The 25,979-nt window shown below is 51.7% G+C and carries 26 protein-coding genes; 9 read left to right on the top strand and 17 right to left on the bottom strand.

Annotation, left to right across the window (positions count from 1 at the left end):
* Positions 1 to 10: 10 nt before the first annotated feature.
* The 7 genes from appC to hyaA form a co-directional block, all read right to left on the bottom strand.
* Entirely contained in the window at positions 11 to 1,555 is a 1,545-nt protein-coding gene (gene appC, locus NA330_RS13145) for a cytochrome bd-II oxidase subunit 1 (protein WP_000263601.1), read from the bottom strand.
* A 74-nt stretch (positions 1,556 to 1,629) separates the two neighbouring features.
* Positions 1,630 to 2,478, bottom strand: coding sequence for a hydrogenase expression/formation protein (locus NA330_RS13140; RefSeq protein ID WP_001604952.1), 849 nt, complete (start codon positions 2,476 to 2,478; stop codon positions 1,630 to 1,632).
* Entirely contained in the window at positions 2,475 to 2,879 is a 405-nt protein-coding gene (gene hyaE / locus NA330_RS13135; protein ID WP_001579618.1) for a hydrogenase-1 operon protein HyaE, read from the bottom strand. Before hyaE ends, NA330_RS13140 begins: the two co-directional genes overlap by 4 nt.
* Positions 2,869 to 3,465 carry a hydrogenase 1 maturation protease gene (hyaD, locus tag NA330_RS13130; protein ID WP_000993793.1) on the bottom strand — a complete coding sequence of 199 codons (597 nt, stop codon included), beginning with the start codon at positions 3,463 to 3,465 and terminating at the stop codon, positions 2,869 to 2,871. The genes hyaE and hyaD overlap by 11 nt, the downstream gene beginning before the upstream one ends.
* On the bottom strand, positions 3,462 to 4,193 hold the full coding sequence (gene hyaC / locus NA330_RS13125; RefSeq protein WP_000147036.1) for a Ni/Fe-hydrogenase b-type cytochrome subunit: 732 nt from the start codon (positions 4,191 to 4,193) through the stop codon (positions 3,462 to 3,464). Before hyaC ends, hyaD begins: the two co-directional genes overlap by 4 nt.
* Before the next feature lie 18 nt (positions 4,194 to 4,211).
* Positions 4,212 to 6,005 (bottom strand): Ni/Fe-hydrogenase large subunit, encoded by a 1,794-nt coding sequence (gene hyaB / locus NA330_RS13120; RefSeq protein WP_000070982.1) that lies wholly within the window; start codon positions 6,003 to 6,005, stop codon positions 4,212 to 4,214.
* The gene (gene hyaA, locus NA330_RS13115; RefSeq protein WP_001058311.1) at positions 6,002 to 7,120 is read right to left on the bottom strand and encodes a hydrogenase 1 small subunit; all 1,119 of its coding nucleotides are present in this window, start codon (positions 7,118 to 7,120) and stop codon (positions 6,002 to 6,004) included. Before hyaA ends, hyaB begins: the two co-directional genes overlap by 4 nt.
* Before the next feature lie 494 nt (positions 7,121 to 7,614).
* On the opposite strand from hyaA, the gene NA330_RS13110 reads away from it, so the two are divergent.
* Positions 7,615 to 8,880, top strand: a complete 1,266-nt coding sequence (locus NA330_RS13110) for a DUF4427 domain-containing protein (RefSeq protein ID WP_023242523.1) — start codon at positions 7,615 to 7,617, stop codon at positions 8,878 to 8,880.
* Between the two features lie 483 nt (positions 8,881 to 9,363).
* Here NA330_RS13110 and NA330_RS13105 read toward each other — a convergent pair whose 3' ends face one another.
* The 4 genes from NA330_RS13105 to pth form a co-directional block, all read right to left on the bottom strand.
* Positions 9,364 to 9,819, bottom strand: a complete 456-nt coding sequence (locus NA330_RS13105) for a hypothetical protein (RefSeq protein WP_000487337.1) — start codon at positions 9,817 to 9,819, stop codon at positions 9,364 to 9,366.
* A gap of 38 nt (positions 9,820 to 9,857) precedes the next feature.
* Positions 9,858 to 10,478 (bottom strand): hypothetical protein, encoded by a 621-nt coding sequence (locus NA330_RS13100; protein ID WP_170911632.1) that lies wholly within the window; start codon positions 10,476 to 10,478, stop codon positions 9,858 to 9,860.
* Between the two features lie 758 nt (positions 10,479 to 11,236).
* Positions 11,237 to 12,328, bottom strand: a complete 1,092-nt coding sequence (gene ychF / locus NA330_RS13095; RefSeq protein ID WP_000505850.1) for a redox-regulated ATPase YchF — start codon at positions 12,326 to 12,328, stop codon at positions 11,237 to 11,239.
* A 116-nt stretch (positions 12,329 to 12,444) separates the two neighbouring features.
* Positions 12,445 to 13,029 carry an aminoacyl-tRNA hydrolase gene (gene pth / locus NA330_RS13090; protein WP_000985595.1) on the bottom strand — a complete coding sequence of 195 codons (585 nt, stop codon included), beginning with the start codon at positions 13,027 to 13,029 and terminating at the stop codon, positions 12,445 to 12,447.
* Between the two features lie 275 nt (positions 13,030 to 13,304).
* On the opposite strand from pth, the gene ychH reads away from it, so the two are divergent.
* A complete protein-coding gene (gene ychH, locus NA330_RS13085) occupies positions 13,305 to 13,583 on the top strand; it encodes a stress-induced protein YchH (protein WP_000823878.1) in 279 nt (92 codons plus the stop codon).
* Between the two features lie 44 nt (positions 13,584 to 13,627).
* On the opposite strand, the gene dauA is transcribed toward ychH, so the two are convergent.
* The 4 genes from dauA to lolB all read right to left on the bottom strand — a co-directional run bounded on the left by dauA (position 13,628) and on the right by lolB (position 18,122).
* The gene (dauA, locus tag NA330_RS13080) at positions 13,628 to 15,313 is read right to left on the bottom strand and encodes a C4-dicarboxylic acid transporter DauA (protein WP_001037181.1); all 1,686 of its coding nucleotides are present in this window, start codon (positions 15,311 to 15,313) and stop codon (positions 13,628 to 13,630) included.
* Between the two features lie 124 nt (positions 15,314 to 15,437).
* Complete coding sequence (prs, locus tag NA330_RS13075; RefSeq protein ID WP_001518537.1) at positions 15,438 to 16,385, bottom strand: ribose-phosphate diphosphokinase; 948 nt, start codon at positions 16,383 to 16,385, stop codon at positions 15,438 to 15,440.
* Positions 16,386 to 16,650: 265 nt separating this feature from the next.
* On the bottom strand, positions 16,651 to 17,502 hold the full coding sequence (ispE, locus tag NA330_RS13070) for a 4-(cytidine 5'-diphospho)-2-C-methyl-D-erythritol kinase (protein ID WP_000988257.1): 852 nt from the start codon (positions 17,500 to 17,502) through the stop codon (positions 16,651 to 16,653).
* Positions 17,499 to 18,122, bottom strand: coding sequence for a lipoprotein insertase outer membrane protein LolB (lolB, locus tag NA330_RS13065; protein ID WP_000174484.1), 624 nt, complete (start codon positions 18,120 to 18,122; stop codon positions 17,499 to 17,501). Before lolB ends, ispE begins: the two co-directional genes overlap by 4 nt.
* A 313-nt stretch (positions 18,123 to 18,435) precedes the next feature.
* Between lolB and hemA the strand changes: the two genes are divergently transcribed.
* The 6 genes from hemA to kdsA are packed head-to-tail and all read left to right on the top strand — an operon-like array spanning position 18,436 to position 23,739.
* On the top strand, positions 18,436 to 19,692 hold the full coding sequence (gene hemA / locus NA330_RS13060) for a glutamyl-tRNA reductase (RefSeq protein WP_000173208.1): 1,257 nt from the start codon (positions 18,436 to 18,438) through the stop codon (positions 19,690 to 19,692).
* A 40-nt stretch (positions 19,693 to 19,732) separates the two neighbouring features.
* Positions 19,733 to 20,815 (top strand): peptide chain release factor 1, encoded by a 1,083-nt coding sequence (gene prfA / locus NA330_RS13055; protein WP_000804703.1) that lies wholly within the window; start codon positions 19,733 to 19,735, stop codon positions 20,813 to 20,815.
* The gene (gene prmC, locus NA330_RS13050; RefSeq protein WP_023242315.1) at positions 20,815 to 21,648 is read left to right on the top strand and encodes a peptide chain release factor N(5)-glutamine methyltransferase; all 834 of its coding nucleotides are present in this window, start codon (positions 20,815 to 20,817) and stop codon (positions 21,646 to 21,648) included. Before prfA ends, prmC begins: the two co-directional genes overlap by 1 nt.
* Entirely contained in the window at positions 21,645 to 22,034 is a 390-nt protein-coding gene (sirB2, locus tag NA330_RS13045) for an invasion regulator SirB2 (RefSeq protein WP_000150667.1), read from the top strand. Before prmC ends, sirB2 begins: the two co-directional genes overlap by 4 nt.
* 3 nt (positions 22,035 to 22,037) lie before the next feature.
* Positions 22,038 to 22,847: an invasion regulator SirB1 gene (sirB1, locus tag NA330_RS13040; RefSeq protein WP_001257065.1), complete on the top strand. Its 810-nt coding sequence runs from the start codon at positions 22,038 to 22,040 to the stop codon at positions 22,845 to 22,847.
* 37 nt (positions 22,848 to 22,884) lie between these two features.
* Positions 22,885 to 23,739 carry a 3-deoxy-8-phosphooctulonate synthase gene (gene kdsA / locus NA330_RS13035; RefSeq protein ID WP_000811046.1) on the top strand — a complete coding sequence of 285 codons (855 nt, stop codon included), beginning with the start codon at positions 22,885 to 22,887 and terminating at the stop codon, positions 23,737 to 23,739.
* Between the two features lie 52 nt (positions 23,740 to 23,791).
* Here kdsA and chaA read toward each other — a convergent pair whose 3' ends face one another.
* A complete protein-coding gene (chaA, locus tag NA330_RS13030; protein ID WP_000148418.1) occupies positions 23,792 to 24,892 on the bottom strand; it encodes a sodium-potassium/proton antiporter ChaA in 1,101 nt (366 codons plus the stop codon).
* A 266-nt stretch (positions 24,893 to 25,158) separates the two neighbouring features.
* On the opposite strand from chaA, the gene chaB reads away from it, so the two are divergent.
* A complete protein-coding gene (gene chaB / locus NA330_RS13025) occupies positions 25,159 to 25,389 on the top strand; it encodes a putative cation transport regulator ChaB (protein WP_001146392.1) in 231 nt (76 codons plus the stop codon).
* Positions 25,390 to 25,468: 79 nt separating this feature from the next.
* Here chaB and NA330_RS13020 read toward each other — a convergent pair whose 3' ends face one another.
* On the bottom strand, positions 25,469 to 25,822 hold the full coding sequence (locus NA330_RS13020) for a DsrE/DsrF/TusD sulfur relay family protein (RefSeq protein WP_001179794.1): 354 nt from the start codon (positions 25,820 to 25,822) through the stop codon (positions 25,469 to 25,471).
* Positions 25,823 to 25,979: the final 157 nt, after the last annotated feature.

The raw sequence follows: 25,979 nt of genomic DNA, 5'->3' as shown, positions 1-25,979 counted from the left end.
ATTGTCTCCTTTATCCCTGTTGTTGCGCTTGTTGTTGATGTTGCATGGCGCTCGGCCCAAGACGCGCGTACTTCTGCATCAGATAGACTTCCGCGATTAAAAACAGGGTGTAAAGTCCGAGGATAAGTCCCATTGAGAAGGCCAACTGGCCCGGCGTCAGCGCGGAGTGAGCGTACCAGGTCGGCAGAATGTCCTGAATCGCCCAGGGCTGACGGCCAAACTCCGTCATAAACCAACCGGCTTCAATGGCAATCCACGGTAACGGCAGGCTCCAGAGCGTCATACGCAATACCCAGCGGTGCTGGTCGATACGCATTCGCAGCGTCTGTATCAACGCAATCAACATCACCACTAACAGCAGCGAACCGCAGCCGACCATAATACGGAAACTCCAGAACACCGGCGCCACCTGAGGAATAGCGCCACGCTGGGCCGCACGATACTGCTCCGGCGTCACATGGTTCATATCCGGGGCATATTTCGCCAGCAGAATGCCGTACCCCAGATCGCCCTCAACGGCGTGAAACGCATTCAGTACCTGCGGCGAGCGATTGCCTTGCGCTATCTCCTGCATGAGTAGCCAGGCCTCCCGGCCACGCTTCAGGCGCGGCAGAGTGTCGTCCATCAGGTTTTTTAACCCCGGAACCGGCGTATCCAGCGAATGGGTGGCCAGAATACCCAGCAGAGCGGGGATCTTCACGGCAAACGCATTACGCTCCTGTTCCTGCTGCGGCCAGGCAATCAGATGAAACGGCGCGGGCGCGGGTTCGGTTTGCCATTCGCCTTCCATCGCCGCCAGTTTCACCGGCTGAATTTGGGCGACCTCGTAGGCCGAACTGTCCCCCAGTTGCAGGGTTCCCAGAATGGCCAGGGTGCCGAATACTGAGCCGATAGCAAACGAGCGCAAGGCCACTTCACGCTCGCGGCCACGTAGCAGATACCAGGCGCTGATGGACATAATAAACATGGCGCCGGTGACATAACCGGACATGACGGTATGGACGAATTTCACCTGGCTCACCGGGTTAAAGACCAGATCGCTGAAGCTGCTCATTTCCATCCGTAATGTATCGATGTTGAAATGAGCGCCGGTAGGATGCTGCATCCAGCCATTGGCATTCAGAATCCATAATGCTGAAATATTGGAGCCGAAGGCCACCAGCCAGGTGACCAGCAGGTGTTGGTATTTATTCAGCCGCTGCCAGCCGAAAAAGAACAGGCCGACAAAAGTGGATTCGAGAAAGAAGGCCAGTAACGCTTCCATCGCCAGCGGCGCGCCGAAAATATCGCCCACATAGTTGGAATAGAGCGACCAGTTAGTCCCGAACTGAAACTCCATGGTCAGGCCGGTAGCCACACCGAGAGCAAAATTGATCCCGAAGAGCTTGCCCCAGAAACGCGTCATATCGCGGTAGACGGTTTTCCCCGTCACCACATAGATCGTCTCCATGACGGCCAGCAAAAAAATCAGTCCAAGCGTAAGAGGAACAAATAAAAAGTGATACAGCGCGGTCAGCGCAAACTGCCAGCGCGATAAGTCAATGACATCCCACATGCTAACTCCTGTAGGCAGAAAGAGAGTAAAAAGCTAATCAGTACCGGATACCGGTTACGTTCCTGTTGAGAGCGTTAGCGCGTCTCCAGCCATCGGCAGACTTCATCCAGGCGCTGGCGCGAATCGGCCAGATCTTCCGGGGCCGCCAGTACCAGCTCCGGCAAAGGACAAATCTCATAGCTATCGAGCAACGGCCCTTTAAGGGCGTCCAGACAGCGCACATGCCAGAGATGGCGCAATGCTGTGGCGTTGATTTGGCTTTCGCCATACCCGGAGATGCGAATCTGGATGTTCCCGTGTCCGCATAAACGCGCCAGAAAAAGACGATCGGCCTCGCTGAGCGGCAGTTGGGTCAAATTGATGCTGTGAGGTTGCAACGCCGGATCGCGTACGTGCGCCAATAACTCATGGGCCAGCGGCAGTCCATTCATCAGGCCAGCGACAGGCGGAGGCAGCAGAGAGTCGTCAGGCAGCGTATCGGCAGTCGCCGCTTGCCACAATGTCAGGGGCGCGCTACCCGCTTCCAGACGATCCGTCAGCAGACGTCGGTTATGCAGATGGCGTACCCGCCACAGGCCGCAGAAGATGGTCTCCTGGATCTCGCTTTCACTCCCGTCCGGATGCTGAATGCGTACCGAGACTTCTCCTTCGCCCAATAGCGTATTGAGGAATGAGAGATCATCGGCATTCAGGGGAGATAACTCCCATCCCAGCACGTCGCCGACTTCCGGAATGCGCCGGGCAAGCTGACCTCGCAGATCGGTCAACAATGCCATCACCGCCGGGCTGTGAGCGCAGTGCTCCAGCGCCGCCATACTTGGGTCGCCATTGACCTGACAGGTGAGCGGTAAGGGATTCATCGAGAAACTGGCGTCATCAGGCTGCGTACCTGGCCCCAGCAGATGAAAAAAGGCGTTGCTCATTGTGCTGTCTCCTGCGCTGCGGGAGTGTCAACCATCGAACGCATCAGCGTGAGCAGTTCAGCCCAGGGATGAATGCCGCTGAGCGCGCCGCGTAACTCGCCGTCTGTAAAAACCAACGTCGCCGGAAACCGACGAACATTAAAGCGATCGCCGATAGCTTCGCTTTGTTCAAGGTCGGCCACCGCCACCTGCCAGTCAAACTGCGGGAACTCACGCAGGAGTTCGGCAATCATCACCGGGTTATCGCTGACTTCCGGCGTACGCCGCGGATCGCTACTTAACAGGATGACGCCATCTCCAACCCGTTTGATCCAGTCGTCTACCGTGGAAGCCTCTACCGGTTGCCATCCCCGGGTTAACAGGCGTTGCCATAGCGCAGAGAACGGGGTGTCATTCGCCACTTCTTTTGCCCTCCAGACGTGTCTGATACTGACGTATGCGCACTCCCTCATAATTTTCCATCGACAGGCATTTATAGTTCAGGCAGCGTGCGACCTCGTTTGCCTGCGGTACGATCCCCCAGGCGGCCAGTTGCGCCAGGGCGGCCTGTTCTGCCGCCGGTAGCTGGCTGCGAGCTATTTCGCTCAGGCTACCGCCATAGTCGTCCAGTTGCGCCGGTTGCAGACCGACCAGCGCTATGTGACAGGGCAGATGCCCGCGGATGTCGGCCAGCGCCAGAACTTCGGAAAAACTGTTTTGATGCAGACTCATTTTTTTGGCGCTGAGATACGCGGGGATTTTCTCGCCGGCATAGGTTCGCAGGCTGCCCGGCGCCAGGCCGTAATCGATCGCGTCAAGGAGCAGGAGATGGCTGGCTTGCTCTACATAACCTAACAGGTTTAGCCCTTGCGTACCGCCGTCCACAATTTCCACCTCTTCAGGCCAGTGATATCGGGCATACAAACGCTCCGCGACCCGGATACCGAATCCTTCATCGGCCCACAGCAGGTTTCCTAACCCCATCACCACTATGCGTTGCGCATTCATGAGGGCTCCTTGTCGTGCGGTTTGGGGAATTTATGGCTGCGATAGCCATTGATCATGGTGGAGATCACCGTATCGTCGGACATAATGTCTTCCCGGATAGCGAGGTAAACGTGCCCGACGATGAAGGCGGCGATCAGCCACATGCCCAGTCGGTGCCAGCTGTGAATATCGATGGAGTTGCCGCCGGTCCAGTAGAAAAATTCAACCACATAGCGGAACGGCGCAAAGATGGCGTACTGGCTATGCTCGCCAAACAGAGCGAAACCGGTGAGGATCATAAATACCGACAACAGGAAATAGCCGAACATCGCGGCCTGCGCGACAGGGTTATGTCCGATGTCGCTCCCCGGTTTTTTCTCCAGAAAAAGATACCAGCGGACCACGGTGAAAGCGCCTTGCCACCAACTGCGACGCCAGACCGGGACGATAAACAGCTCTCGTGAATAGCGGTTGCCGACACAGGCCCAATAAATTCGCCCCAACAGTAACACGGTAAAGATCATCGCGGCGGCAAAGTGGATCAGCCGGATATAGCCCATATAAAACAGATAGGTCGCCTCGCCACTCACCGACGGCAGCGGTCGGCCAATGAAGTAGCCTGTTACCATCAGTACCAACATGCAGGCCACCGTTAGCCAGTGCCACAGGCGTACCGGCGCTTCAAACACATAGTGGCTGACGGCAGTATCACGCGCCTCCCCGACGCGTGGAGATAGCTTTCCAGTCATCGTTCTTTTCCTTAACGCTTAGCGTACCTGGACGGCAATCAGTTCGCTGCCGTCGTCGCCGAGCACGTGGGTTGAACAGGCGAGGCAGGGGTCGAAGCTGTGCAGCGTCCTCAGGATTTCTAACGGTTGGTCGGGAATCGCCATTTGCGTTCCCATCAATGCCGCTTCATAGGCGCCGATCTGTTTTTTAGGATCGCGCGGGCTGGCGTTCCAGGTGGTGGGGACCACGCACTGATAGAGTTCAATCTTCTGATCGCGTATTGACGCCCAGTGCCCCAACGCTCCGCGAGGCGCTTCGGTGAAACCGATACCGCGGCAGTGCTGCGGCCAACTGGCCGGTTCCCATTTCTCGGTATTGGCGGTGGCCAGGTCGCCGTTTTTCAGGTTGGTCATAAGCCTGTCGAAAAAATACTGCAGCTTACCGACGGCCCATTGCGCTTCGTGCGCGCGGCATAAAATACGGCCAAGCGTAGACTGGATACCGGAGAGCGGCAGTTTAAGGGCGGACATCATGCGATCTACCGACTCTATGGTGGCGGCATCCCCTTTGTGGTACGCGATAAGCGTTCGGGCAAGCGGGCCGACTTCCATGGCATGACCCCGCCAGCGCGGCGCTTTAATCCAGGAGTAACGTTCCTGCTCGTTGAGCTGCTGGATATGCGTATCGCTGCCTTTGACATCACCCGGGTTGTACCAGGGATCGGTAATGCCGTCAAAAGGATGACGCCCCAGCCGATCGTCCGGATAGCGGTACCAGGCGTGATCCACAAACTCCTGTATCTGCTGCGGATCGGCCAAATCTACCGGCATGACATTTTTAAAATCGCCATTGACCACCGCGCCGCCCGGCATTAACAGGCTTTGCTGGCTGAAGTCGTTGGCAATGTCCGGAAATGCGCCGTAGCTCAGCACGCATTTATCCGACAGACCGGTGCCAATTTGACTCCATGCTTTATTGAACTGGCCGATAGCCAGCGCGTCCGGAACCATCACGTTGTTAATGAAGTCGGCGGTGCGGGTGATGATCGACTGCACCAGGTTGAGGCGCTCCATATTGATAGCCCCGACCGCGCCGCTTTGATCGAGATTGATTGCGCACGGCATCCCGCCGACGATCCAGTTAGGATGGGGGTTCTTACCGCCAAATATGGTATGGATTTTGACGATCTCGCGCTGGAAGTCGAGGGCTTCAAGATAGTGGGCAAAGCCCATCAGATTAGCCTCTGGCGACAGTTTGTACTGTGGATGTCCCCAATAGCCGTTACGGAATATCCCAAGCTGGCCGCCATCGACAAATTTCTTCAATCGATTTTGTACGTCAAAGAAGTAGCCCGGCGATGACATCGGCCAGGCGGAAAGGCTTTGCGCCAACTGCGAGGTGGCGCGCGGATCGGCTTTCAGCGCATTCAGAACATCAATCCAGTCCATACCGGCTAACTGATAAAAATGGACCAGATGATCGTGACACCACAACGTAGCCAGCATGATGTTACGTATAATATTGGCGTTATCCGGCACCTGGATACCAATCGCATCTTCGATAGCGTACACCGATGCCAGAGCATGTACCCCGGTACATACACCACAAATACGTTCAACAAACGCCCAGGCGTCACGCGGGTCACGGCCTTGCAGAATGATCTCCAGCCCGCGGAACATTGTGCCGCAGGAAACGGCATTGGTAATGACGTTTTGCTCATCAATGTTCACTTCGCAGCGCATATGCCCTTCGATGCGGGTAATCGGGTCCACGATCAGACGACGGCCGGCGTCGTTAACGGTATAACCCTGGGTTTGATACTGGTTACTCATGCCTGTTTATCCTCATTGTCCGGCTGTTGTTCGGCTTGCGCTAACTGTTGTTTGTGGCGTTTACGTTGGTTGAGCGCGCTGGCGATAGCGTGACCGCCAACGCCCGCCGCGACCACGCCCAGCGCGGTCAGCCCCACCGTATCGGCGGTTGAATGGGTGCCCATCTGGGGAATATCCACCACGCGGCTATAAAACGAGCCGCGATCCCAGAAACCATTTTCTGAACATCCCAGACATCCGTGACCGGACTGGATAGGAAAGGAGACGCCGTCATTCCAGCGTGTGGAGGAGCAGGCGTTATAGGTGGTTGGCCCTTTACAGCCCATCTTGTACAGGCAGTATCCCTTGCGGGCGGCGTCATCATCCCAGCTCTCGACAAATTCACCGGCGTCAAAATGGGCGCGGCGGTAGCATTTATCGTGGATACGCTGACCGTAGAACATCAGTGGACGACCCATGCGATCGAGTTCCGGCAGACGATCAAACGTCACCATATAGGTGATAATGGCGCTCATGACATCCGGGATTGGCGGACATCCAGGGACTTTCACGATCGGCTTGTCGGTGATCACTTTATCGATAGGCGTTGCCTGGGTTGGATTGGGGCGGGCGGCCTGGACGCAACCCCAGGAGGCGCAGTTTCCCCAGGCAATAATAGCGCTGGCGCCCGCGGCGGCTTTCTTCAGTTTTTCAATAAACGGGCGACCGCCGCTGATACAGAACATCCCTTGTTCTCCTAACGGTGGATTGCCTTCCACCGCCAGAATGTATTTCCCGGCGTAGCGAGTGGTAATATCGTCAAAGACTTCTTCGGCCTGTGCGCCGGCGGCGGCCATCAGGGTGTCGTCATAATCGAGGGAAATCAGCGAGAGGATCACATCTTTGGCTAGCGGGTGCGAGGAACGGATAAAGGATTCGGTACAGCAGGTGCATTCCAGTCCATGAATCCAGACCACCGGAATCCGCGGTTTATTCTCCAGCGCCCAGGCGATCTTTGGCGTCATTCCGGCGCCCAGTCCCAGCGATGTGGCGGCAAGGCTACAGAATTTGAGAAAGCTGCGTCGGGTCACTCCCTTACGACGCATGGCTTGATAAAAGGTCTCCTCGTTATTCATAACGCGTATTTTTTCTCCTTTTTGCACCACGCTCCGCCAGGGGCATAAGGCGCTTTTGCGGGTCCGTTGGCGTTCCGCCAGCAAGGCAAATCATTGTGTTACGCGCGAGCGCGGAAACGAGCCCGATTCACTTTGCACCGGCGTATACCGCCAGAAATAATGTGAAAAAAGCGTATCGGATTAACGATAAGAAACAATGTGAAGTGTGCGGGTATAGCTTATAGCGGTATATTTATACCCATTATCGGTTTTTCGGCGAAAGGGCCGTGGCGGGGAAGGGCGGTTGAGCTTGTTCCAGGATGAGGTTTTTAGCGAGCCACCTCGGGTAGATTTAGCCTGGTCTCGCTATTTCAGGGATACGTAAGTTGATGCAAAGGGAGGGAGGATTTGATGTCATCGTTAAAAGAAGCATACTTCGTGATGATTTTTATATAAAATGATGGTGCTGGTTTTAAAGGAATGCAAAAAAGAGACCGTTTGAAAGAGGGCGTCCCATGAAAAATAACATCAGATTTGACTTATCCGATTATTTGATTCATTTTTTTCGGGACGTTGATTTAGAGACCGGTAGCCATATTTATTTGCCTGAACACTGTGGTTTTAATAATCAGCACCACGCATGTTTCATTGATGCTAAATATTTACTTAGATTATCTTTACGCAGTCATAAAATTTTCTCGTCCTGGTCATACCGAAATGGGCAACGAACCGTATATGGTGACTCCCCGGTGGTATGCTTTACAGATATGCCGATTGCAGCTTATTTAGAAACTGGTGTTCGCCGATTAGAACGAAAAGAAAAAATCGGTTTATATGCAATCGTTTTACCTAAAGAGCAAATGTTTAATTATGGGGCAAGGCCAGTCATATATGGGTTGGATCAGCATAACAATGCTCGATGCTCGCAAGGCAGAAACGGGGAACGTATTCTTGATGAAACGGCTCTTCCTTTAATTGAACAATATAGATATGTTACTTATGTTCCAGGTAAGATTGACTGGACACATGAACGCGAATGGCGATGGCCATATCGTGGCGATATTAAAAGTTTCCTTAACCATATTAAAGAGTATGGTATTCCGGAAAACATTGAAAGCACCCCAGGGTTTGATTTTAAATCAAGCGAAATAAGTGGTGCGGGAATAATCGTCCCGTTTGTAGAAGATATCCCTACCGTAGCTCACGATATTTTAACTTTAATTGACCGGGGTATCATTGGAAGAAACACTTTCAAATTCATTATAGCTGTAGAGAGTTTACAATCATGGACCCAGCTCTCGGAACCGGGTGCGTTACTGTCCTGTATTAATGACAATACTTTCGAATTTGAATCTTTTTTTGATTTATCTGCATCTAAAGTAAAAAATTATGCTGACTCTATCAATGATTATGTAAGTGAATTATACTCAAAAAAAGATTTTCTAAATGATAGTTATGCAATGGAATTTGGAAATGCCTGGGTCTGGATTCATGATAACCAATCCCAGGTGGTACGGGCGTTACTGCAGGCTGGAATGATCAACGTTAATAAAGAAGGGCGGTACTTATTAGATGTTAATTTGGCTTCTGTTGATTGGCCATTAAGAAGAAAAGAAGCTTTCGCAAGTCATGTTGCGGGATGGCTCAAACATCGTTTTGATATCGAAGCGGGAAGGTATTCCGTTTGGGGAAAAGATGATTATGATGCGATCCCAAGTTATGAGACGCCGCTAAAGGACCAGCACCCTTTTTATAATCATACAGTGAATGTCGACTGGTAATTAAGAAAAGAACTTACTGTAAATAGACTCGTTTTAGTTCCATGCATTTTTGAGATCCCGGCCAGATTGATCCTGGCCCGATCTCTGACGAAAACTCCGAATCTTCGATGTTTCCAATTATGAATTTCTACACCAGTCTTTAAGTATCAATGCATTGTACCTGGTGCGCTGCTATAACTGTGTAAGAGGGATTGACGCTTAGAGCCTATCCCATTAGGGCTATTTTACTTGCCATTTTGGTCCTGGGCAGTGCTCGCCAAAACGCGTTAGCGTTTTGAACGCCGCTAGCGGCGGCCCGAAGGGCGAGCGTAGCGAGTCAAACCTCACGTACTACGTGTACGCTCCGGTTTTTGCGCGCTGTCCGTGTCCAAACTGGCTGCGCCAATAACGCCTGGTGGGATAGGCTCTTAGTGTTAATGTACACCAATACACCAAAGGTCGATGTGTTTACCGCACTTGTGGCTTGGTATGCAGTGTGTATAATTATTGTGTGAATGTTTTCATAAATTGATTTGTCTCTTCTTTGGCCTCTTCTATTGATTTATGTTTATATATTTTTGATTGGTATGTGTATTTTTCTAACGCAGGTAAGTACTTAGAGACGTCGTTACCTTTTTTGAAATCTATAGGCATATGAATACTCGCATATAATATATTTATTCTCTGCGATGGCGTTAGCTCAGAATAATTTATACCTTGTTCATAATAAGAAAGCATTACATCATTGCAGATCCTGTCTTTATACGACTGCCCTATGTATGCGATGATAAGTCCATATATAAGTAGCAATCCAAAAGCGACACCAGCTTTGTGGCTATGAAGAAAATTATATTGTAGCCCAACAAAAAAAAGCACTTTTCTAATTAAAACAAGAATAAATGGTAAGGAAAATAAAAAACAACCGAAGTACATAATCACTTCGCCTGAATTCTGAAACATTTTATACCTTCCTGATAAATAATGGGTTAATTATCTGGTTAATATTCGTTGCCTATTATTTCTTTTATAAACATAGACGATTCTTTGAAATTTTTTTTGAAACTGGAGTAATTGCTAAGTGTTTTCGGTATGCAAAAGATGACTCGCCCATTTTTTACTATGACATAATATCTTGGATACATTAGCGCTTCTTCTTTTGTGTTTGGAACACCGTCATAGTCTATTTTTTCATCAATAGAGTCAAGTTGGCTAAATAAAAAGACTCTTTTCCTTAGCAAAGTATTATGAACAATAGCATTTTCATATATATCAAGTGACATTGTAAGACTCAATGCAGCAAATGAAAGTAATGCTATGATGGAAATTGTTAATATTGCTAATGACAAGCCTTCCTGGCAATATAAAACAAGAAAAAAGAGTGGGATTGCAGGGATGTAAGTGACCAACGGGTAAAAACGATCGATTTTTAAATGTGATATGATATTCTGAGGAGATGTGACATGGTCCTGAACGCCCTTGTTAAAGATAATGCTGTAAAGCGTCAAACTATTGTCAATTTTATCTATTGCTTTAGCTTTTATTCTTTGTGTGAATATAAAAAACGTTATCAAAAAGGCAATAAATAAGAAAATGATTAAATTATAAATAAAACTATCCACGGCATCATCCTGTATATCTACCGAAATTTCTATGGTCACTATTCTACTATTATTAATGAATGTCAATCTAAAATTGATGATGGTGCGTCCAGCCGGTTGGATTTGATCTAAAATAAAACTTTCGGTATTTCTCTATAGTCACAGAGCAAACAGGGTTGATTCTTTGTTAAAAAAACATCTCAATATTTTAATATGAATTCTTTCACGCGATTCTGGAGTATTACAGTCTACGATTTTAATGATTTTTTATTCATTCATTATGCGTATTAAATTAATGGCAGTGCAATCGCAAATTATAATTAGTTTCAGAGTTGCAAAATGATTATAATTTTGTAGTTCATGCAGTTGCCCTAAGAGCCCCGGTGGTGAGTGTAGGGGGGAACACCTGAACAAGATCTGAGGCTATGTACGATACTGTGATATGAGTTAACCCAAACAGGCTATACGGTATCTATACCTTTCTAAAAAGCTTTTCGCTGGTATAGAGTCAAAACCTTAGACGAAACAACATTCACACTATGGCCCTGGCAGTGCGGCATTGCGTATCGGTGAGCATAACGGGGCCTTGTTTATTTATTATACCGTTCTTGTACTTACTTAAAATGAAGATGGAAGAATGTTGTACTCATTTTTGACAGCATTGTTACGAGATGAGTTGAGACATTATGAAATGAAAAATCCACGCCATTGCGTGGATTTTATAGGGTTTTACCGCTGTCATGAGATTCAGCAAAACCTCATGAGACAACAAATGTTATTTAGACGTTGAACAGGAAGTTCATTATATCGCCATCTTTAACGATGTAATCTTTGCCTTCCGCTCGCATCTTACCGGCTTCTTTCGCGCCTTGTTCACCTTTATAGGTAATAAAGTCGTCAAAGGCGATAGTTTGGGCGCGGATAAAGCCTTTTTCGAAGTCGGTATGGATTTTACCTGCTGCCTGCGGCGCGGTTGCGCCAACCGGAATGGTCCATGCGCGAACCTCTTTCACCCCGGCGGTGAAATAGGTCTGGAGGTTCAGCAGACGATAACCTGCGCGAATAACGCGGTTCAGCCCCGGCTCTTCCAGACCCAGTTCAGCCATAAATTCGTCGCGCTCGTCATCATCCAGCTCAGCAATATCAGCTTCGACGGCGGCACACACCGGAACCACGACCGAACCTTCTTTCGCGGCGATTTCGCGAACCTGGTCCAGATACGGGTTATTTTCAAAACCGTCTTCATTGACGTTAGCGATATACATTGTCGGCTTCAGCGTCAGGAAGCTTAAATAACGGATAGCCGCTTTATCTTCGTCCGTCAGGTCCAGCGAACGCAGCATCCCCGCTTCGGCCAGGTGCGGCAGGCATTTTTCCAGCGCGGCCAGTTCCGCTTTGGCGTCTTTATCGCCGCCTTTGGCTTTCTTCTGTACGCGATGGATAGCGCGCTCGCAGGTATCGAGGTCAGCCAGCGCCAGTTCGGTATTGATAACATCAATATCTTCTGCCGGATTTACTTTACCCGCCACGTGGATGATATTATCGTTCTCAAAGCAGCGAACCACGTGACCGATAGCTTCGGTTTCACGGATATTGGTCAGGAACTGGTTACCCAACCCTTCGCCTTTGGATGCGCCTTTTACCAGACCGGCGATATCCACGAACTCCATCGTGGTTGGTAGAATGCGTTGCGGTTTAACAATCTCAGCCAACTGGTCCAGACGCGGATCGGGCATCGGAACGACACCGGTATTCGGTTCGATAGTGCAGAACGGAAAGTTTGCCGCTTCAATACCGGCTTTTGTCAGCGCGTTGAACAGGGTGGATTTCCCGACGTTGGGCAGACCGACGATACCGCATTTGAATCCCATGATTTAACTCACCTTAATATCTTAATAATCAACCTGTTATAGAAAACAGATTGCAGAAATGGAAATAACTTCGCCTATTATACACGGCGTGCGGCAAAAATGCCGCACATCACTGGTTATTGCGCCTTAAAGGTATGCAAACGGCTTGTTGCTTTGGCCAGACCCTCTTTGAACCACAATTCCGTACAGCGTGCCGCTTCGTCAATGGCCTCATCAATTAATTTTTGTTCAGAAACAGGGGGTTTACCCAGCACGAAACCAACAACTTTATTTTTATCGCCTGGATGACCAATTCCAACGCGTAAGCGGTGAAAGTTGGGATTATTGCCCAGCTTGCTGATGATGTCTTTCAGACCATTGTGGCCGCCGTGGCCGCCGCCAAGTTTAAATTTCGCCACGCCCGGAGGGAGATCCAGCTCATCGTGAGCGACCAGAATTTCGTCCGGCTGAATACGGTAAAAACTGGCCATTGCGCCAACTGCTTTACCACTGAGATTCATGAACGTGGTGGGTACCAGCAGGCGAACATCTTCCCCTTCCAGCGTGATGCGTGAGGTATAGCCAAAGAATTTAGGCTCTTCACGCAACGGCGCGCGCAGGCGCTCCGCCAGTAAATCGACGTACCATGCGCCTGCATTGTGTCGCGTCGCGGCATATTCCGCACCGGGATTCGCCAGACCAACAATCAATTTAATTGCCACGTTTTTTGTCCTGAGTAGATCCATAACTGGCGCGTAGTTTACTGTCTGTCTGCCCGCTTGACAAAACACAGCGACACTCTGAAGTAAATTAAATAATTGCCAGCATTGATTATTAAAAATGTAAACTGTTCAGAGTGTTATTTGTAAAGTTTTGTTAAATGAAACTTTACATTTGTGATCACACCCGCACTTACAAATGGAAGTGTTGTCTATACTTTACACATAAAGTTTAGGGGGATTTCCTAAAAACAACCCAAAAGTTCCGGAGGTGACATATGAAACGCAAAAACGCTTCGTTATTCGGTAACGTGCTGATGGGGTTGGGGCTGGTCGTGATGGTTGTCGGCGTGGGTTACTCTATTTTAAACCAACTGCCGCAGTTTAATTTGCCGCAATTTTTTGCGCATGGCGCAATACTGAGTATTTTTGTCGGTGCAGTTCTTTGGCTGGCAGGGGCTCGTGTAGGGGGGCATGAGCAGGTGAGCGACAAATATTGGTGGGTACGTCACTATGACAAACGTTGCCGCCGTAACGACAATCGTCGTCATAGCTAACCGGTTCAGGCCCGGTAAGCGTTATCGCCACCGGGCATTGTCCATTAACTGAGTAAATCCGCTAACGCCTCCGTCCTGTTCGGGAAGAAGGTCAGACGCCCAGGAATAGGTTTGATACCGGCACGCGCCATTGTGCGCAGCGGTTGGAACTCCAGATTACTGATACGCAATTCGCAACCCTCCGGCAGACGCTTCACAAAACGCTGAAAAGCATCAAGCCCGCCTGCATCCAGCACTGGTACTGCGTCCCATTTCAGAACGACGATACGTTTGCCCTTAATACGTGACTCAAGGTCAGTAAACAGCCCTTCCGCCGCGGCGAAAAAGAGTGGACCGATAACACGCAGCACCAGCACATCATCAGGCACATCGACATTGACCGGCGCAAGTCGAGTCATTCGCGCAATACGGCGCATAAACAGCAGGGAAGCAAGGACAATCCCCACGCTGATGGCGATGACCATATCAAACAGAACCGTTAATGACATGCACAGCAGCATAACGATGATGTCGTCTTTCGGCGCATGGCGTAACAGATCCACCACTTTATGGGCTTCACTCATATTCCATGCCACCATCAGCAGTAGCGCCGCCATCGCGGAAAGCGGCAGCCAGGAGAGTAGCGGGGCCAAGACCAGTAGCGCCAGAATGACCAGGATAGCGTGAATTACCGCCGAGATGGGAGAGGTCGCGCCAGCGCGAACGTTGGCGGCAGAGCGGGCAATCGCGGCGGTGGCGGTGATGCCGCCAAAGAACGGCGCGACCATATTCCCCAGTCCCTGGCCGATAAGTTCGCTGTTAGCTTTATGTTTGGTGCCGGTCATGCCGTCCAGCACGACGGCGCAGAGCAATGATTCGATTGCCCCCAGCATTGCCATTGAGAAAGCCGCTGGCAGCAGCGCGCGCAGTGAATCCCAGCTTAGCGTGAAATCGGAGCCAGGAAGACTCCACGGCAGCATCAGTTGCGGCAGGAGCTGCGGGATGCCGTTGCCCTGAGTGCCGTCAGCCAGAACGTAATGGAACTGTGAGCCGATAGTCGCCACATTGCCGCCCAGCAGATTAACGATCCCCATCACGGCGCAACCGGCCAGTAGCGCGGGAAGATGTCCTGGCAGACGAATACCGAGACGCGGCCAGAAAATCAACGTTCCCAGCGTTACCACGCCAATGGCGGCATCGCCAATATTGACGGTGGGCAACGCCATAAACAGCGCGCCGACTTTCTGCAAATAGTGCTCTGGCACATGGGCCATCTGCAGACCAAGAAAATCTTTAATCTGCATGGTACCGATGGTAATACCAATCCCTGAGGTAAAACCCAACGTGACCGACACCGGGATATATTCAATCAATCGCCCCAGTCTCGCCAGGCCGAAAAGGATCAGGAAGAAGCCCGACATCAGCGTGGCGACCAGTAGGCCCGCCAGACCAAACTGTTGCGACACCGGATACAAAATCACCACAAACGCGGCGGTAGGGCCGGAAACGCTAAAGCGCGAGCCGCCGGTTAGCGCGATCACGATCCCGGCGACAGCGGAGGTATAGAGGCCATACTGCGGCGCAACGCCACTGCCAATTGCCAGCGCCATCGCCAGCGGGATAGCAATAATCCCGACGGTGATCCCGGCTATCACATCACGGGTGAACCGGGAGGCGGTATATTTTTCTTTCCAGCAAGCATCGATGAGAGCGCGGAAAGGCATCACATGTGAGGAAAATAATTTGTTCACAATAATGTTTCATCCATGAGCGCATCATCTGTCAACTAAATGGCAGGTGAAGGAGGCATAAGTCATACAAAAGGGTGTTACAGACAAAAAAACCCGCCGCAGCGGGTTTCAGATCCGGGTTCGATCAATGCTCGAACATGGCGGAAATCGATTCTTCGTTGCTGATACGGCGAATCGCTTCGGCCAGCATACCTGACAGAGTCAAGGTACGCACGTTCGGCAGCGCTTTGATTTCGTCGGTCAGCGGAATGGTGTCGCAGACAACGACTTCATCAATGACGGAGTTGCGCAGGTTGTTTGCCGCATTGCCTGAGAAGATCGGGTGCGTCGCGTAGGCAAACACGCGTTTAGCGCCACGTTCTTTCAATGCTTCTGCTGCTTTGCACAGAGTACCGCCGGTATCGATCATATCATCAACCAGCACGCAGTCACGGCCAGCGACGTCGCCGATGATGTGCATCACCTGAGAAACGTTCGCGCGCGGACGACGTTTATCAATGATAGCCATATCGGTATCGTTCAGCAGCTTAGCGATAGCGCGGGCACGAACCACGCCGCCAATATCCGGGGAAACCACGATCGGGTTATCCAGATTCAGTTGCAGCATATCTTCGAGCAGGATTGGGCTACCGAACACGTTATCAACCGGAACGTCAAAGAAGCCCTGGATCTGTTCAGCATGCAGATCTACGGTGAGAACGCGGTCAACGCCGACGCTGGACAGGAAGTCAGCGACAACTTTTGCGGTAATCGGCACACGGGCGGAACGTACGCGACGGTCCTGACGTGCATAGCCAAAGTAGGGGATAACGGCGGTGATACGACCTGCGGAAGCACGACGCAGGGCATCAACCATAACGACCAATTCCATCAGGTTGTCGTTGGTTGGGGCACAAGTGGACTGGATGATGAAAATATCACCACCGCGTACATTTTCGTTGATTTGTACGCTGACTTCGCCGTCGCTAAAGCGACCTACGGCGGCGTCGCCGAGAGAAGTGTACAGGCGGTTGGCAATACGTTGTGCTAGTTCCGGGGTGGCGTTACCAGCAAAAAGCTTCATATCAGGCACGAGAAGAACCTCAGGCATGCGTCCATTGGTGGAAAGAATCTGCCGAAAACTGTGCGGGCCAGGCAAAATCCTATCCAGGCGGTGTATTAAAGAGCGCGATGCAACGTCTGGAACAAGGTGACGTTGTCACCGAAGCTCAGCTTGCCCGGCTTACTCGTCTTCATTCACGTTTCATGTGCGCTGGTATCGATGCCTCACACCGGTCAAATACGGCATATATGACCGGCGACTCGTCATTTCGCCATCTTCCTGAAACCCGAATGCGTTAGAGTAACTCTCGATGCAATGGGGAGAGGTTGACACCCTTCGCCACAAAAGCATTGAGCCATTCCGGGGCTTGCTCAAGCACCTGGCGAGCACAAGACTCTGTATCGAATTCAGCAAAGACACAGGCCCCTGTCCCAGTCAGGCGCGACGGCGCGTATTCTAACAGCCAGGAAAGCGCCGCATCAACCTCGCGAAAACGTTTTCTTGCGATAACCTCGCAATCATTGCTGAATTCACATTTTAGTAACGTATCTATTGACCTTTTTGGCGTATTACGCGGCAATTGAGGATCTTTAAAGATAACCGGTGTGGGAATGCTTACGCCAGGGTGCGCGACCAGATACCATTTTTCCGGCGGATTCACCGGCGTTAATATTTCGCCTACGCCTTCGGCAAACGCGGCGTGGCCACGAACAAAGACCGGGACGTCGGCGCCGAGCGTCAGGCCGAGCGTCGCCAGTTCATCAATGGAAAGCCCGCATTGCCAAAGATGATTGAGCGCCACCAGAACGGTCGCGGCGTTAGATGAGCCGCCGCCCAGACCGCCGCCCATGGGAAGGCGCTTCTCAATGCTGATATCCGCGCCGCTTCCGGCGGGCAGGCGCCCACTCTCCGAGGCGGCTTTCATCAACAGCCGCGCGGCGCGGACGATCAGGTTGTCTTCATTTTCAACGCCGTTAACCGGCGTTAATAAATGGATTTCGCCATCGCGACGCGGTTCGATGTGGAGTGTGTCGCCATAATCCAGAAACTGAAACAGCGTCTGCAGCGTGTGGTAGCCATCTGCACGCTGTCCGGTGATATATAAAAACAGGTTTAATTTTGCCGGAGAAGGCCAATGGGTCATCATTTCACAATCCAGTTATCCATTTTCAGCTTAATGCGCTGACTGCCGTCGGAAAGCTCCATATTGGCAGGCATGGCAGGCTGCGTTTTGCTGTCATAGCCACCGTAAACCACTTTCCAGTTTTTACCATCCTGGCGGTAGTTCACTTCGCTCAGGCGGTACTGGTCGTCCAGTTTGTAGTCGGTGGCATCGCCAGGCAGGCCGAGGATCCACTGCCGCAGGCTGTTTAACGGAATCGGCATCCCGGTGAGTTTGCCGATCATCTCTTCGGCGTCATCGGCGGTATAACGCTGGCCTTTGTTATCCACCAACTGGACGTTGCCCGGCTGGGCGTTAAGCTCCAGCTCGGTGCTGCCCAGCGGGTTGGTAAGCAGCAGGCGGTAGCGATCCTGTCCGGTCTGTTGCCAGAAGAAGCGCGCATAGACTTTCTGATCATCTGAGATGTAAGCAAAGGCGCCGCGCGTCTGGTATTGATTCAGATGACGCACCTCTTGCTGATGCTGGCGCCACTGAGGGGAATCCGGGCTCTTGCCCGGGCCTTTATGCCCAGGAAGCGTACAGGCGGTGAGAACCAGGCTTGCTAACGGCAGTAGACGAATCAGGCGAAAATCGGGCAGGGTCATAGTGATGACGAATCCTTGTGATACGGTGCAATAATTGCCTGATGGCGTTACGCTTATCAGGCCTGAAAACTGAACCTGCAGGCTGTAAAAACGTTCGCGCCGCGATTCGGCAAATTTTTGCTATCGGTTACAGTTATAGCCTTTAATGCTAGCGCCGCCTGGTGACATCGTCTACTTTCAAGTTGTCTTAAATCATCAAATTAGCGAGCGCTGCCAATTACTCCAAAAGGGGGCTCTCTCTTTTATTGACCACGCGCATCCTGTATGATGCAAGCAGACTAACCATATCAACGCTGGTACTACTCCCGCAGACATGACCCTTTTAGCGCTCGGTATTAACCATAAAACGGCACCTGTATCGCTGCGAGAACGCGTAACGTTTTCGCCGGACACGCTTGATCAGGCGCTGGACAGCCTGCTTGCGCAGCCAATGGTGCAGGGCGGGGTCGTGCTGTCAACCTGTAACCGTACAGAACTGTATTTGAGCGTGGAAGAGCAGGATAACCTGCAGGAAGCGCTGATCCGCTGGTTATGCGATTACCATAACCTGAATGAGGACGATCTGCGCAACAGTCTGTACTGGCATCAGGACAATGACGCCGTCAGCCACCTGATGCGCGTCGCCAGCGGTCTGGATTCACTGGTGCTGGGCGAACCGCAAATCCTCGGTCAGGTGAAAAAAGCGTTTGCGGATTCGCAAAAAGGCCACCTTAACGCCAGCGCGCTGGAGCGAATGTTTCAGAAGTCGTTTTCCGTCGCCAAGCGAGTGCGGACTGAAACCGATATCGGCGCCAGCGCCGTCTCCGTCGCGTTTGCCGCCTGTACGCTCGCCCGCCAAATCTTTGAATCGCTGTCGACGGTCACTGTACTGTTAGTTGGCGCGGGCGAAACCATTGAACTGGTGGCGCGTCACCTGCGCGAGCATAAAGTACAAAAGATGATTATCGCCAACCGAACCCGCGAGCGCGCGCAAGCCCTGGCGGATGAAGTAGGCGCTGAGGTTATCTCGCTCAGCGATATCGACGCCCGTTTGCAGGATGCCGATATTATCATCAGTTCGACCGCCAGCCCGCTGCCGATTATCGGTAAAGGCATGGTGGAGCGCGCATTAAAAAGCCGTCGCAACCAGCCGATGCTGCTGGTGGATATCGCCGTACCGCGCGACGTTGAGCCGGAAGTCGGCAAACTGGCGAACGCTTATCTTTATAGCGTCGATGATTTACAGAGCATCATTTCGCATAATCTGGCGCAGCGTCAGGCTGCGGCGGTGGAAGCGGAAACGATTGTTGAGCAGGAAGCCAGCGAGTTTATGGCCTGGCTACGCGCCCAGGGGGCCAGCGAGACCATTCGGGAATACCGTAGTCAGTCGGAGCAGATTCGTGACGAACTGACTACCAAAGCGCTGTCGGCCCTTCAACAGGGCGGTGATGCGCAAGCCATCTTGCAGGATCTGGCATGGAAACTGACCAACCGCCTGATTCATGCGCCAACGAAATCACTTCAACAGGCTGCCCGTGACGGGGATGACGAACGCCTGAATATTCTGCGCGACAGCCTCGGGCTGGAGTAGCAGCACACACCACACTTTTTTACAGGGTGAATTTACGCCTATGAAGCCTTCTATCGTTGCCAAACTGGAAGCCCTGCACGAACGCCATGAGGAAGTTCAGGCGTTGCTGGGCGATGCGGGAATTATCGCCGACCAGGACCGCTTTCGCGCATTGTCGCGCGAATATGCGCAATTAAGCGACGTTTCTCGCTGTTTTACGGACTGGCAACAGGTTCAGGACGATATCGAGACGGCTCAGATGATGCTCGACGATCCTGAAATGCGAGAAATGGCGCAGGAAGAACTGCGCGAAGCGAAAGAAAAAAGCGAACAACTGGAGCAACAGTTACAGGTACTGCTGCTGCCGAAAGATCCGGACGATGAACGAAACGCGTTCCTTGAGGTTCGCGCCGGCACCGGCGGCGACGAAGCCGCGCTGTTTGCCGGCGATCTGTTCCGCATGTACAGCCGTTATGCCGAAGCGCGCCGCTGGCGCGTGGAGATCATGAGCATGAGCGAAGGCGAGCATGGCGGTTATAAAGAGATCATCGCCAAAATCAGCGGCGACGGCGTGTATGGCCGACTGAAATTTGAGTCCGGCGGACACCGCGTACAGCGTGTTCCGGCGACCGAGTCGCAGGGGCGTATCCATACCTCCGCCTGTACCGTCGCCGTGATGCCGGAGCTGCCGGAAGCCGAGCTGCCGGATATTAACCCGGCGGATCTGCGCATTGATACGTTTCGTTCTTCCGGCGCGGGCGGTCAGCACGTTAACACCACCGACTCCGCTATCCGTATTACCCACTTGCCGACCGGCATCGTGGTGGAATGCCAGGACGAGCGTTCGCAGCATAAAAACAAAGCGAAAGCGCTCTCGGTGCTCGGGGCGCGCATTCACGCCGCCGAAACGGCAAAACGCCAGCAGGCCGAGGCGTCAACGCGCCGCAATCTGCTTGGCAGCGGCGATCGCAGCGATCGTAACCGGACCTATAATTTCCCGCAGGGGCGCGTGACCGATCATCGTATTAATCTGACGTTATATCGCCTTGATGAAACGATGGAAGGTAAGCTGGATATGCTGATAGAGCCGATTGTTCAGGAACATCAGGCTGACCTGTTAGCCGCCTTATCCGAGCAGGAATAATGGATTTTCAGCACTGGCTGCATGAGGCGGTAAACCAGCTCCGGGACAGCGACAGCCCCCGGCGCGACGCCGAGATCCTGCTTGAGTACGTTACGGGCAAGGGGCGGACATATATCATGGCCTTTGGCGAAACGCCGCTTACCGACGTCCAGCAACAACAGCTCGCGGACCTGCTGCAGCGGCGTAAACAGGGCGAACCTATTGCGTACCTGACGGGCTTACGCGAATTCTGGTCGCTGCCGCTCTTCGTTTCTCCCGCCACGCTAATCCCGCGCCCGGATACCGAATGTCTGGTGGAACAGGCGTTGGCGCGATTGCCGGTAAAAACCTGTCGTATTCTGGATTTAGGCACCGGAACCGGCGCGATTGCGCTGGCGCTGGCCTGCGAGCGACCGGATTGCGAGGTGACTGCGGTCGATCGTATGCCTGATGCGGTTGCGCTGGCGATACGCAACGCGGAACATTTGGCTATCCGGAATGTGCGTATACTGCAAAGTTGTTGGTTCAGTGCGCTATCGGGGCAGCAGTTCGACATGATTGTCAGCAATCCGCCCTACATTGACGCGCAGGACCCGCACCTTAGCGAAGGCGATGTACGCTTTGAACCGCGCTCGGCGTTGGTGGCGGACGAAAACGGTATGGCGGATCTTACGCATATTATCGATAACGCCCGCCAGATGTTAACGCCCGGCGGCTTCCTGCTGCTGGAACACGGTTGGCAGCAGGGCGAAGCGGTAAGAGCGGTTTTCAGGCGGTCTGGTTACATGGATGTAGAAACGTGTCGTGATTATGGTGGTAATGAACGTGTGACCTGCGGACGTTTTACGCCATGACAATTGCGATGCTGCTCACGCTTCATCTTATCTGTGTTGCGCTCTCCGTCAGTTTGTTTGTCGCTCGTTACTGGTGGCGCTATTGCGGCCATGCGTTGGCCGCCGCGCGCTGGACACGAATCGTGCCTCCCGTCATAGATACCCTGTTACTGCTTAGCGGTATTGGGTTAATCGTTAAAACGCACATCCTGCCATTCACGGAGTCGGGCTCATGGCTGACTGAAAAACTGTTTGGCGTTATCATCTACATCGTTTTGGGTTTTATTGCGCTTGATTATCGTCAGGCGCGCAGCCAGCAGGCGCGTTTTATCGCTTTCCCGCTGGCGCTGGTGGTGCTGTACATCATCATTAAACTCGCCACCACAAAAATACCGTTACTGGGGTAAGTCATGAGGTCGTTAGCTGATTTCGAATTTAACAATGCGCCGCTGTGTGATGGCATGATCCTGGCATCAGAGATGATTCGCCTGGATTTTCCCACGCAGTTTGTCTACGACGAACTGGAACGTCTGGTCAGTCTGGCGCAGGAAGAAATTAGCCAGCTCCTGTCTCAGGATGAGCAACTGGAAAAATTGCTGGCACTTTTTTACGGCGAGTGGGGGTTCACGGACTCCCGCGGCGTCTACCGTCTTTCTGATGCTTTATGGCTCGATAAAGTCCTGAAAAAACGCCAGGGGAGCGCGGTATCGTTGGGCGCTATTTTATTATGGATAGCAAACCGTCTTGATTTGCCGTTGGTGCCCGTTATCTTCCCAACGCAGTTGATTTTGCGTATTGAATCGCTGGAAGGGGAAATGTGGCTGATTAACCCATTCAACGGTGAAACGCTTGATGAACATACTCTGGAAGTCTGGTTAAAAGGCAATATTAGTCCGGTCGCCGAGTTGTTTAACGAAGATTTGGACGAGGCGGATAACGCCGAAGTGATTCGTAAGCTACTGGATACGCTGAAATCCTCGCTGATGGAGGAACGGCAAATGGAGCTGGCGCTGCGCGTTAGCGAAGCATTGTTGCAATTTAACCCGGAAGATCCTTACGAAATCCGTGACCGCGGGTTGATCTACGCGCAGCTTGAGTGTGAACACGTTGCGCTGACTGATTTAAGCTACTTCGTTGAACAGTGTCCGGAAGACCCGATCAGCGAAATGATTCGTGCGCAGATCAACACCATTGCGCACAAGCAAATTGTTCTACATTAATTAACCGACATTTTACCTATAAGTGTAAGGCGATCCTATGAAACAAAAAGTGGTTAACATTGGCGACATTAAGGTGGCAAATGACCTGCCGTTTGTGCTGTTTGGCGGTATGAACGTGCTGGAGTCACGCGATCTGGCAATGCGCATTTGTGAGCACTACGTAACCGTTACCCAGAAGCTGGGTATTCCTTACGTGTTCAAGGCCTCTTTTGATAAAGCCAACCGTTCCTCTATTCACTCTTACCGTGGGCCGGGTCTGGAAGAAGGGATGAAAATCTTCCAGGAACTCAAACAGACATTTGGCGTAAAAGTGATCACTGACGTCCATGAAGCCAGCCAGGCGCAGCCTGTGGCTGATGTGGTTGACGTGATTCAGCTCCCGGCGTTTCTGGCGCGCCAGACCGACCTGGTGGAAGCGATGGCGAAAACCGGCGCTGTGATTAACGTGAAAAAGCCGCAGTTCGTAAGCCCGGGTCAGATGGGCAATATCGTGGATAAGTTCCATGAGGGCGGTAACGATAAGGTGATTCTGTGCGACCGCGGCGCGAACTTCGGTTATGACAACCTGGTGGTGGATATGCTGGGCTTTAGCGTGATGAAAAAGGTCTCCGGCAACTCGCCGGTGATTTTCGACGTTACCCATGCGCTGCAATGCCGCGACCCATTTGGCGCCGCCTCTGGCGGTCGTCGTGGTCAGGTGACCGAGCTGGCGCGCGCCGGTATGGCTGTCGGTCTGGCGGGCCTGTTCCTGGAGTCGCATCCGGACCCGGCTAACGCGAAGTGCGACGGTCCTTCCGCGCTGCCGCTGGCGAAACTGGAGCAGTTCCTGACCCAGATAAAAGCGATTGATGATTTGGTGAAAAGCTTCGACGAGCTGGATACCGAGAACTGATTGCGGTTTTAGCTTGTGTAGGCCGGATAAGATACTATCCGGCTTTTTTATATCAGGCAAAAATCGTCATCAGATAGGCGGCAAATAAAGCCAGATGCGCCGCGCCGTTTAGCACGTTGGTGCGTCCGGTAGAGAACGAAATATGGCACAGCACTAACGAGGCCACCATCACTACCATTTCCGGCGCGCCTAAACCAAACACCAGATCATTACCTGTCGCCCAGGCGATGAGCGTGACGACCGGCACGGTTAATGAAATCGTCGCCAACACCGATCCGAAGAACAGATTCATTGCCCGCTGAACCTGATTATTCAGTACCGCCTTCAGCGCGCCCAGTCCTTCCGGCGAGAGAATTAACAGCGCGACCAGGAAACCGGTAAAGGCGACCGGGGCGTTCATGCTGGTCAGCAACGCCTCCAGCGGGCTGGCATTCATTTTGGTAACGGCAATGACCGCAATTAAATGAATGAGTAACCAGACCGTATGCCAGCCGCTACTGTGCGCGGAGGGTTTACCGTGGTGTGGATTGTCATCATCGCCTTCATCTTCATGTTCATAGATAAATAAGCTCTGGTGCGTTTTGGTTTGAATCAACAAAAATACGCCGTACATCGCGGCGGAAATTAACGCGACCAATAATGCCTGACCGGTAGAAAAATTGGCTTGCGGCAATGCCATGGGAAAAACCAGCACAATAATCGCCAGCGGAAACAGCGCGATAAGATACTGCTTAATCCCGAATAAATTCATATATTGCGTTGCGAATTTACGCCCGCCCAACAACAACGAGAAACCGACCAGTCCCCCGGTGACAATCATAATAATAGAGTAGAGCGTATCGCGCATAAGCGTTGGCGCAGCATCGCCGGTGGCCATCAGCGCTGAAATTAAACTCACCTCAAGAATAACGACGGACAGGCTTAAAATAAGCGATCCATAGGGTTCGCCGAGTCGATGCGCTAATACATCGGCATGACGGACCACGCTAAATGCGCTGCTTAAAATACCAATAAGTGCAAGGATATTGATGCCAATAACCACTGGTAGTGACTGGCTGCTTCCCCAAAGGAACAGCACTACCAGCGCAAGAACCGGGAAAATAAGCGAAGTCTCCTTATGGCGGGTTTTCACCGCCTCACAGGCATGTGTCATGAGGGTCTCCCTTGTGCAGGTGTTAATATTTTGGAAAGAGTAAAGAAGGTAAAAATAGCAGAAATTTGTATTTTTTTAGTGGTTTTTTACGTAGTTTTACGGCGTAGACGATTTTTTTCTTTCAAGGTCAGTAAAACAAGCATCTTGTTTTAACAGTGTTTAAATAACAAAAAGTTAATTTCCGTAAAAAGCAAAAATTCTCCTCGACTGGCGTAATAACGCATTGTTTACCACACTTAATGTTTTCCCTGAAGACGGAGGCGCTGATGCCGTATAAAGCCAAAAGTGATTTACCCGATAATGTGCGGAATGTTCTTCCAGCCCATGCCCAGGACATTTACAAAGAAGCCTTTAATAGCGCCTGGGAGCAATATAAAGATAAAGCCGATCGTCGTGATGACGCCAGCCGCGAGGAAACCGCACACAAAGTCGCCTGGGCAGCGGTTAAAAACGATTATGAAAAAGGCGAGGATGATAAATGGCATAAGAAAAAATAAACGCGGTATTACTCACGTGTTGGCCTGATTTTCTTGCCGGAAGTCTATCCTGACGCGGGAGCTTTTCCCGCGTACAGATTCAAAATGTCAGCACTTTGTCCGCCGCCAGCGTCCATTGCGCCAGCTCGACCAGCGTTCCGATTTCCACACCGTCAATCAGCGGCAGGGGAGTGATACCACGTCCGTCCGCACAGGTTTTGCATAATTTTACCGGTACGTTTTGCGCGGTCAGAATTTCCAGCATTTGCTGAATATTGTAGCCTTCGGCTGGTTTTTGACCGCGTAACCCTGCGGTTACGGCATCTGACATCAAAAACAGGCGTAAATCGAGATGACTTTCCTGCTCGCGCAGCGCAATGGCCAGACGCAGGCTATTAAATAATGATTCGCTGCCGTAGGCGGCGCCGTTAGCGATAATGACGATATTTTGCATGAATAACCCTTCTCCTCGAGAAATTTTGTCGGCAATGGCGTTATGTTACCTCGGGAACCGGGTACCGCCAAATGCGTGGATAAAATCCCGGGACGCTCTGCGGAAAAAATAAGGATATTCCTGGAAGCACGAGAAAAGGCTGCAAAACCTGTCCGGA

The organism is Salmonella sp. NW722 (assembly GCF_051702785.1).
Lineage (GTDB): Bacteria > Pseudomonadota > Gammaproteobacteria > Enterobacterales > Enterobacteriaceae > Salmonella > Salmonella enterica.
This window is presented reverse-complemented; position numbering and strand designations above follow the sequence as displayed.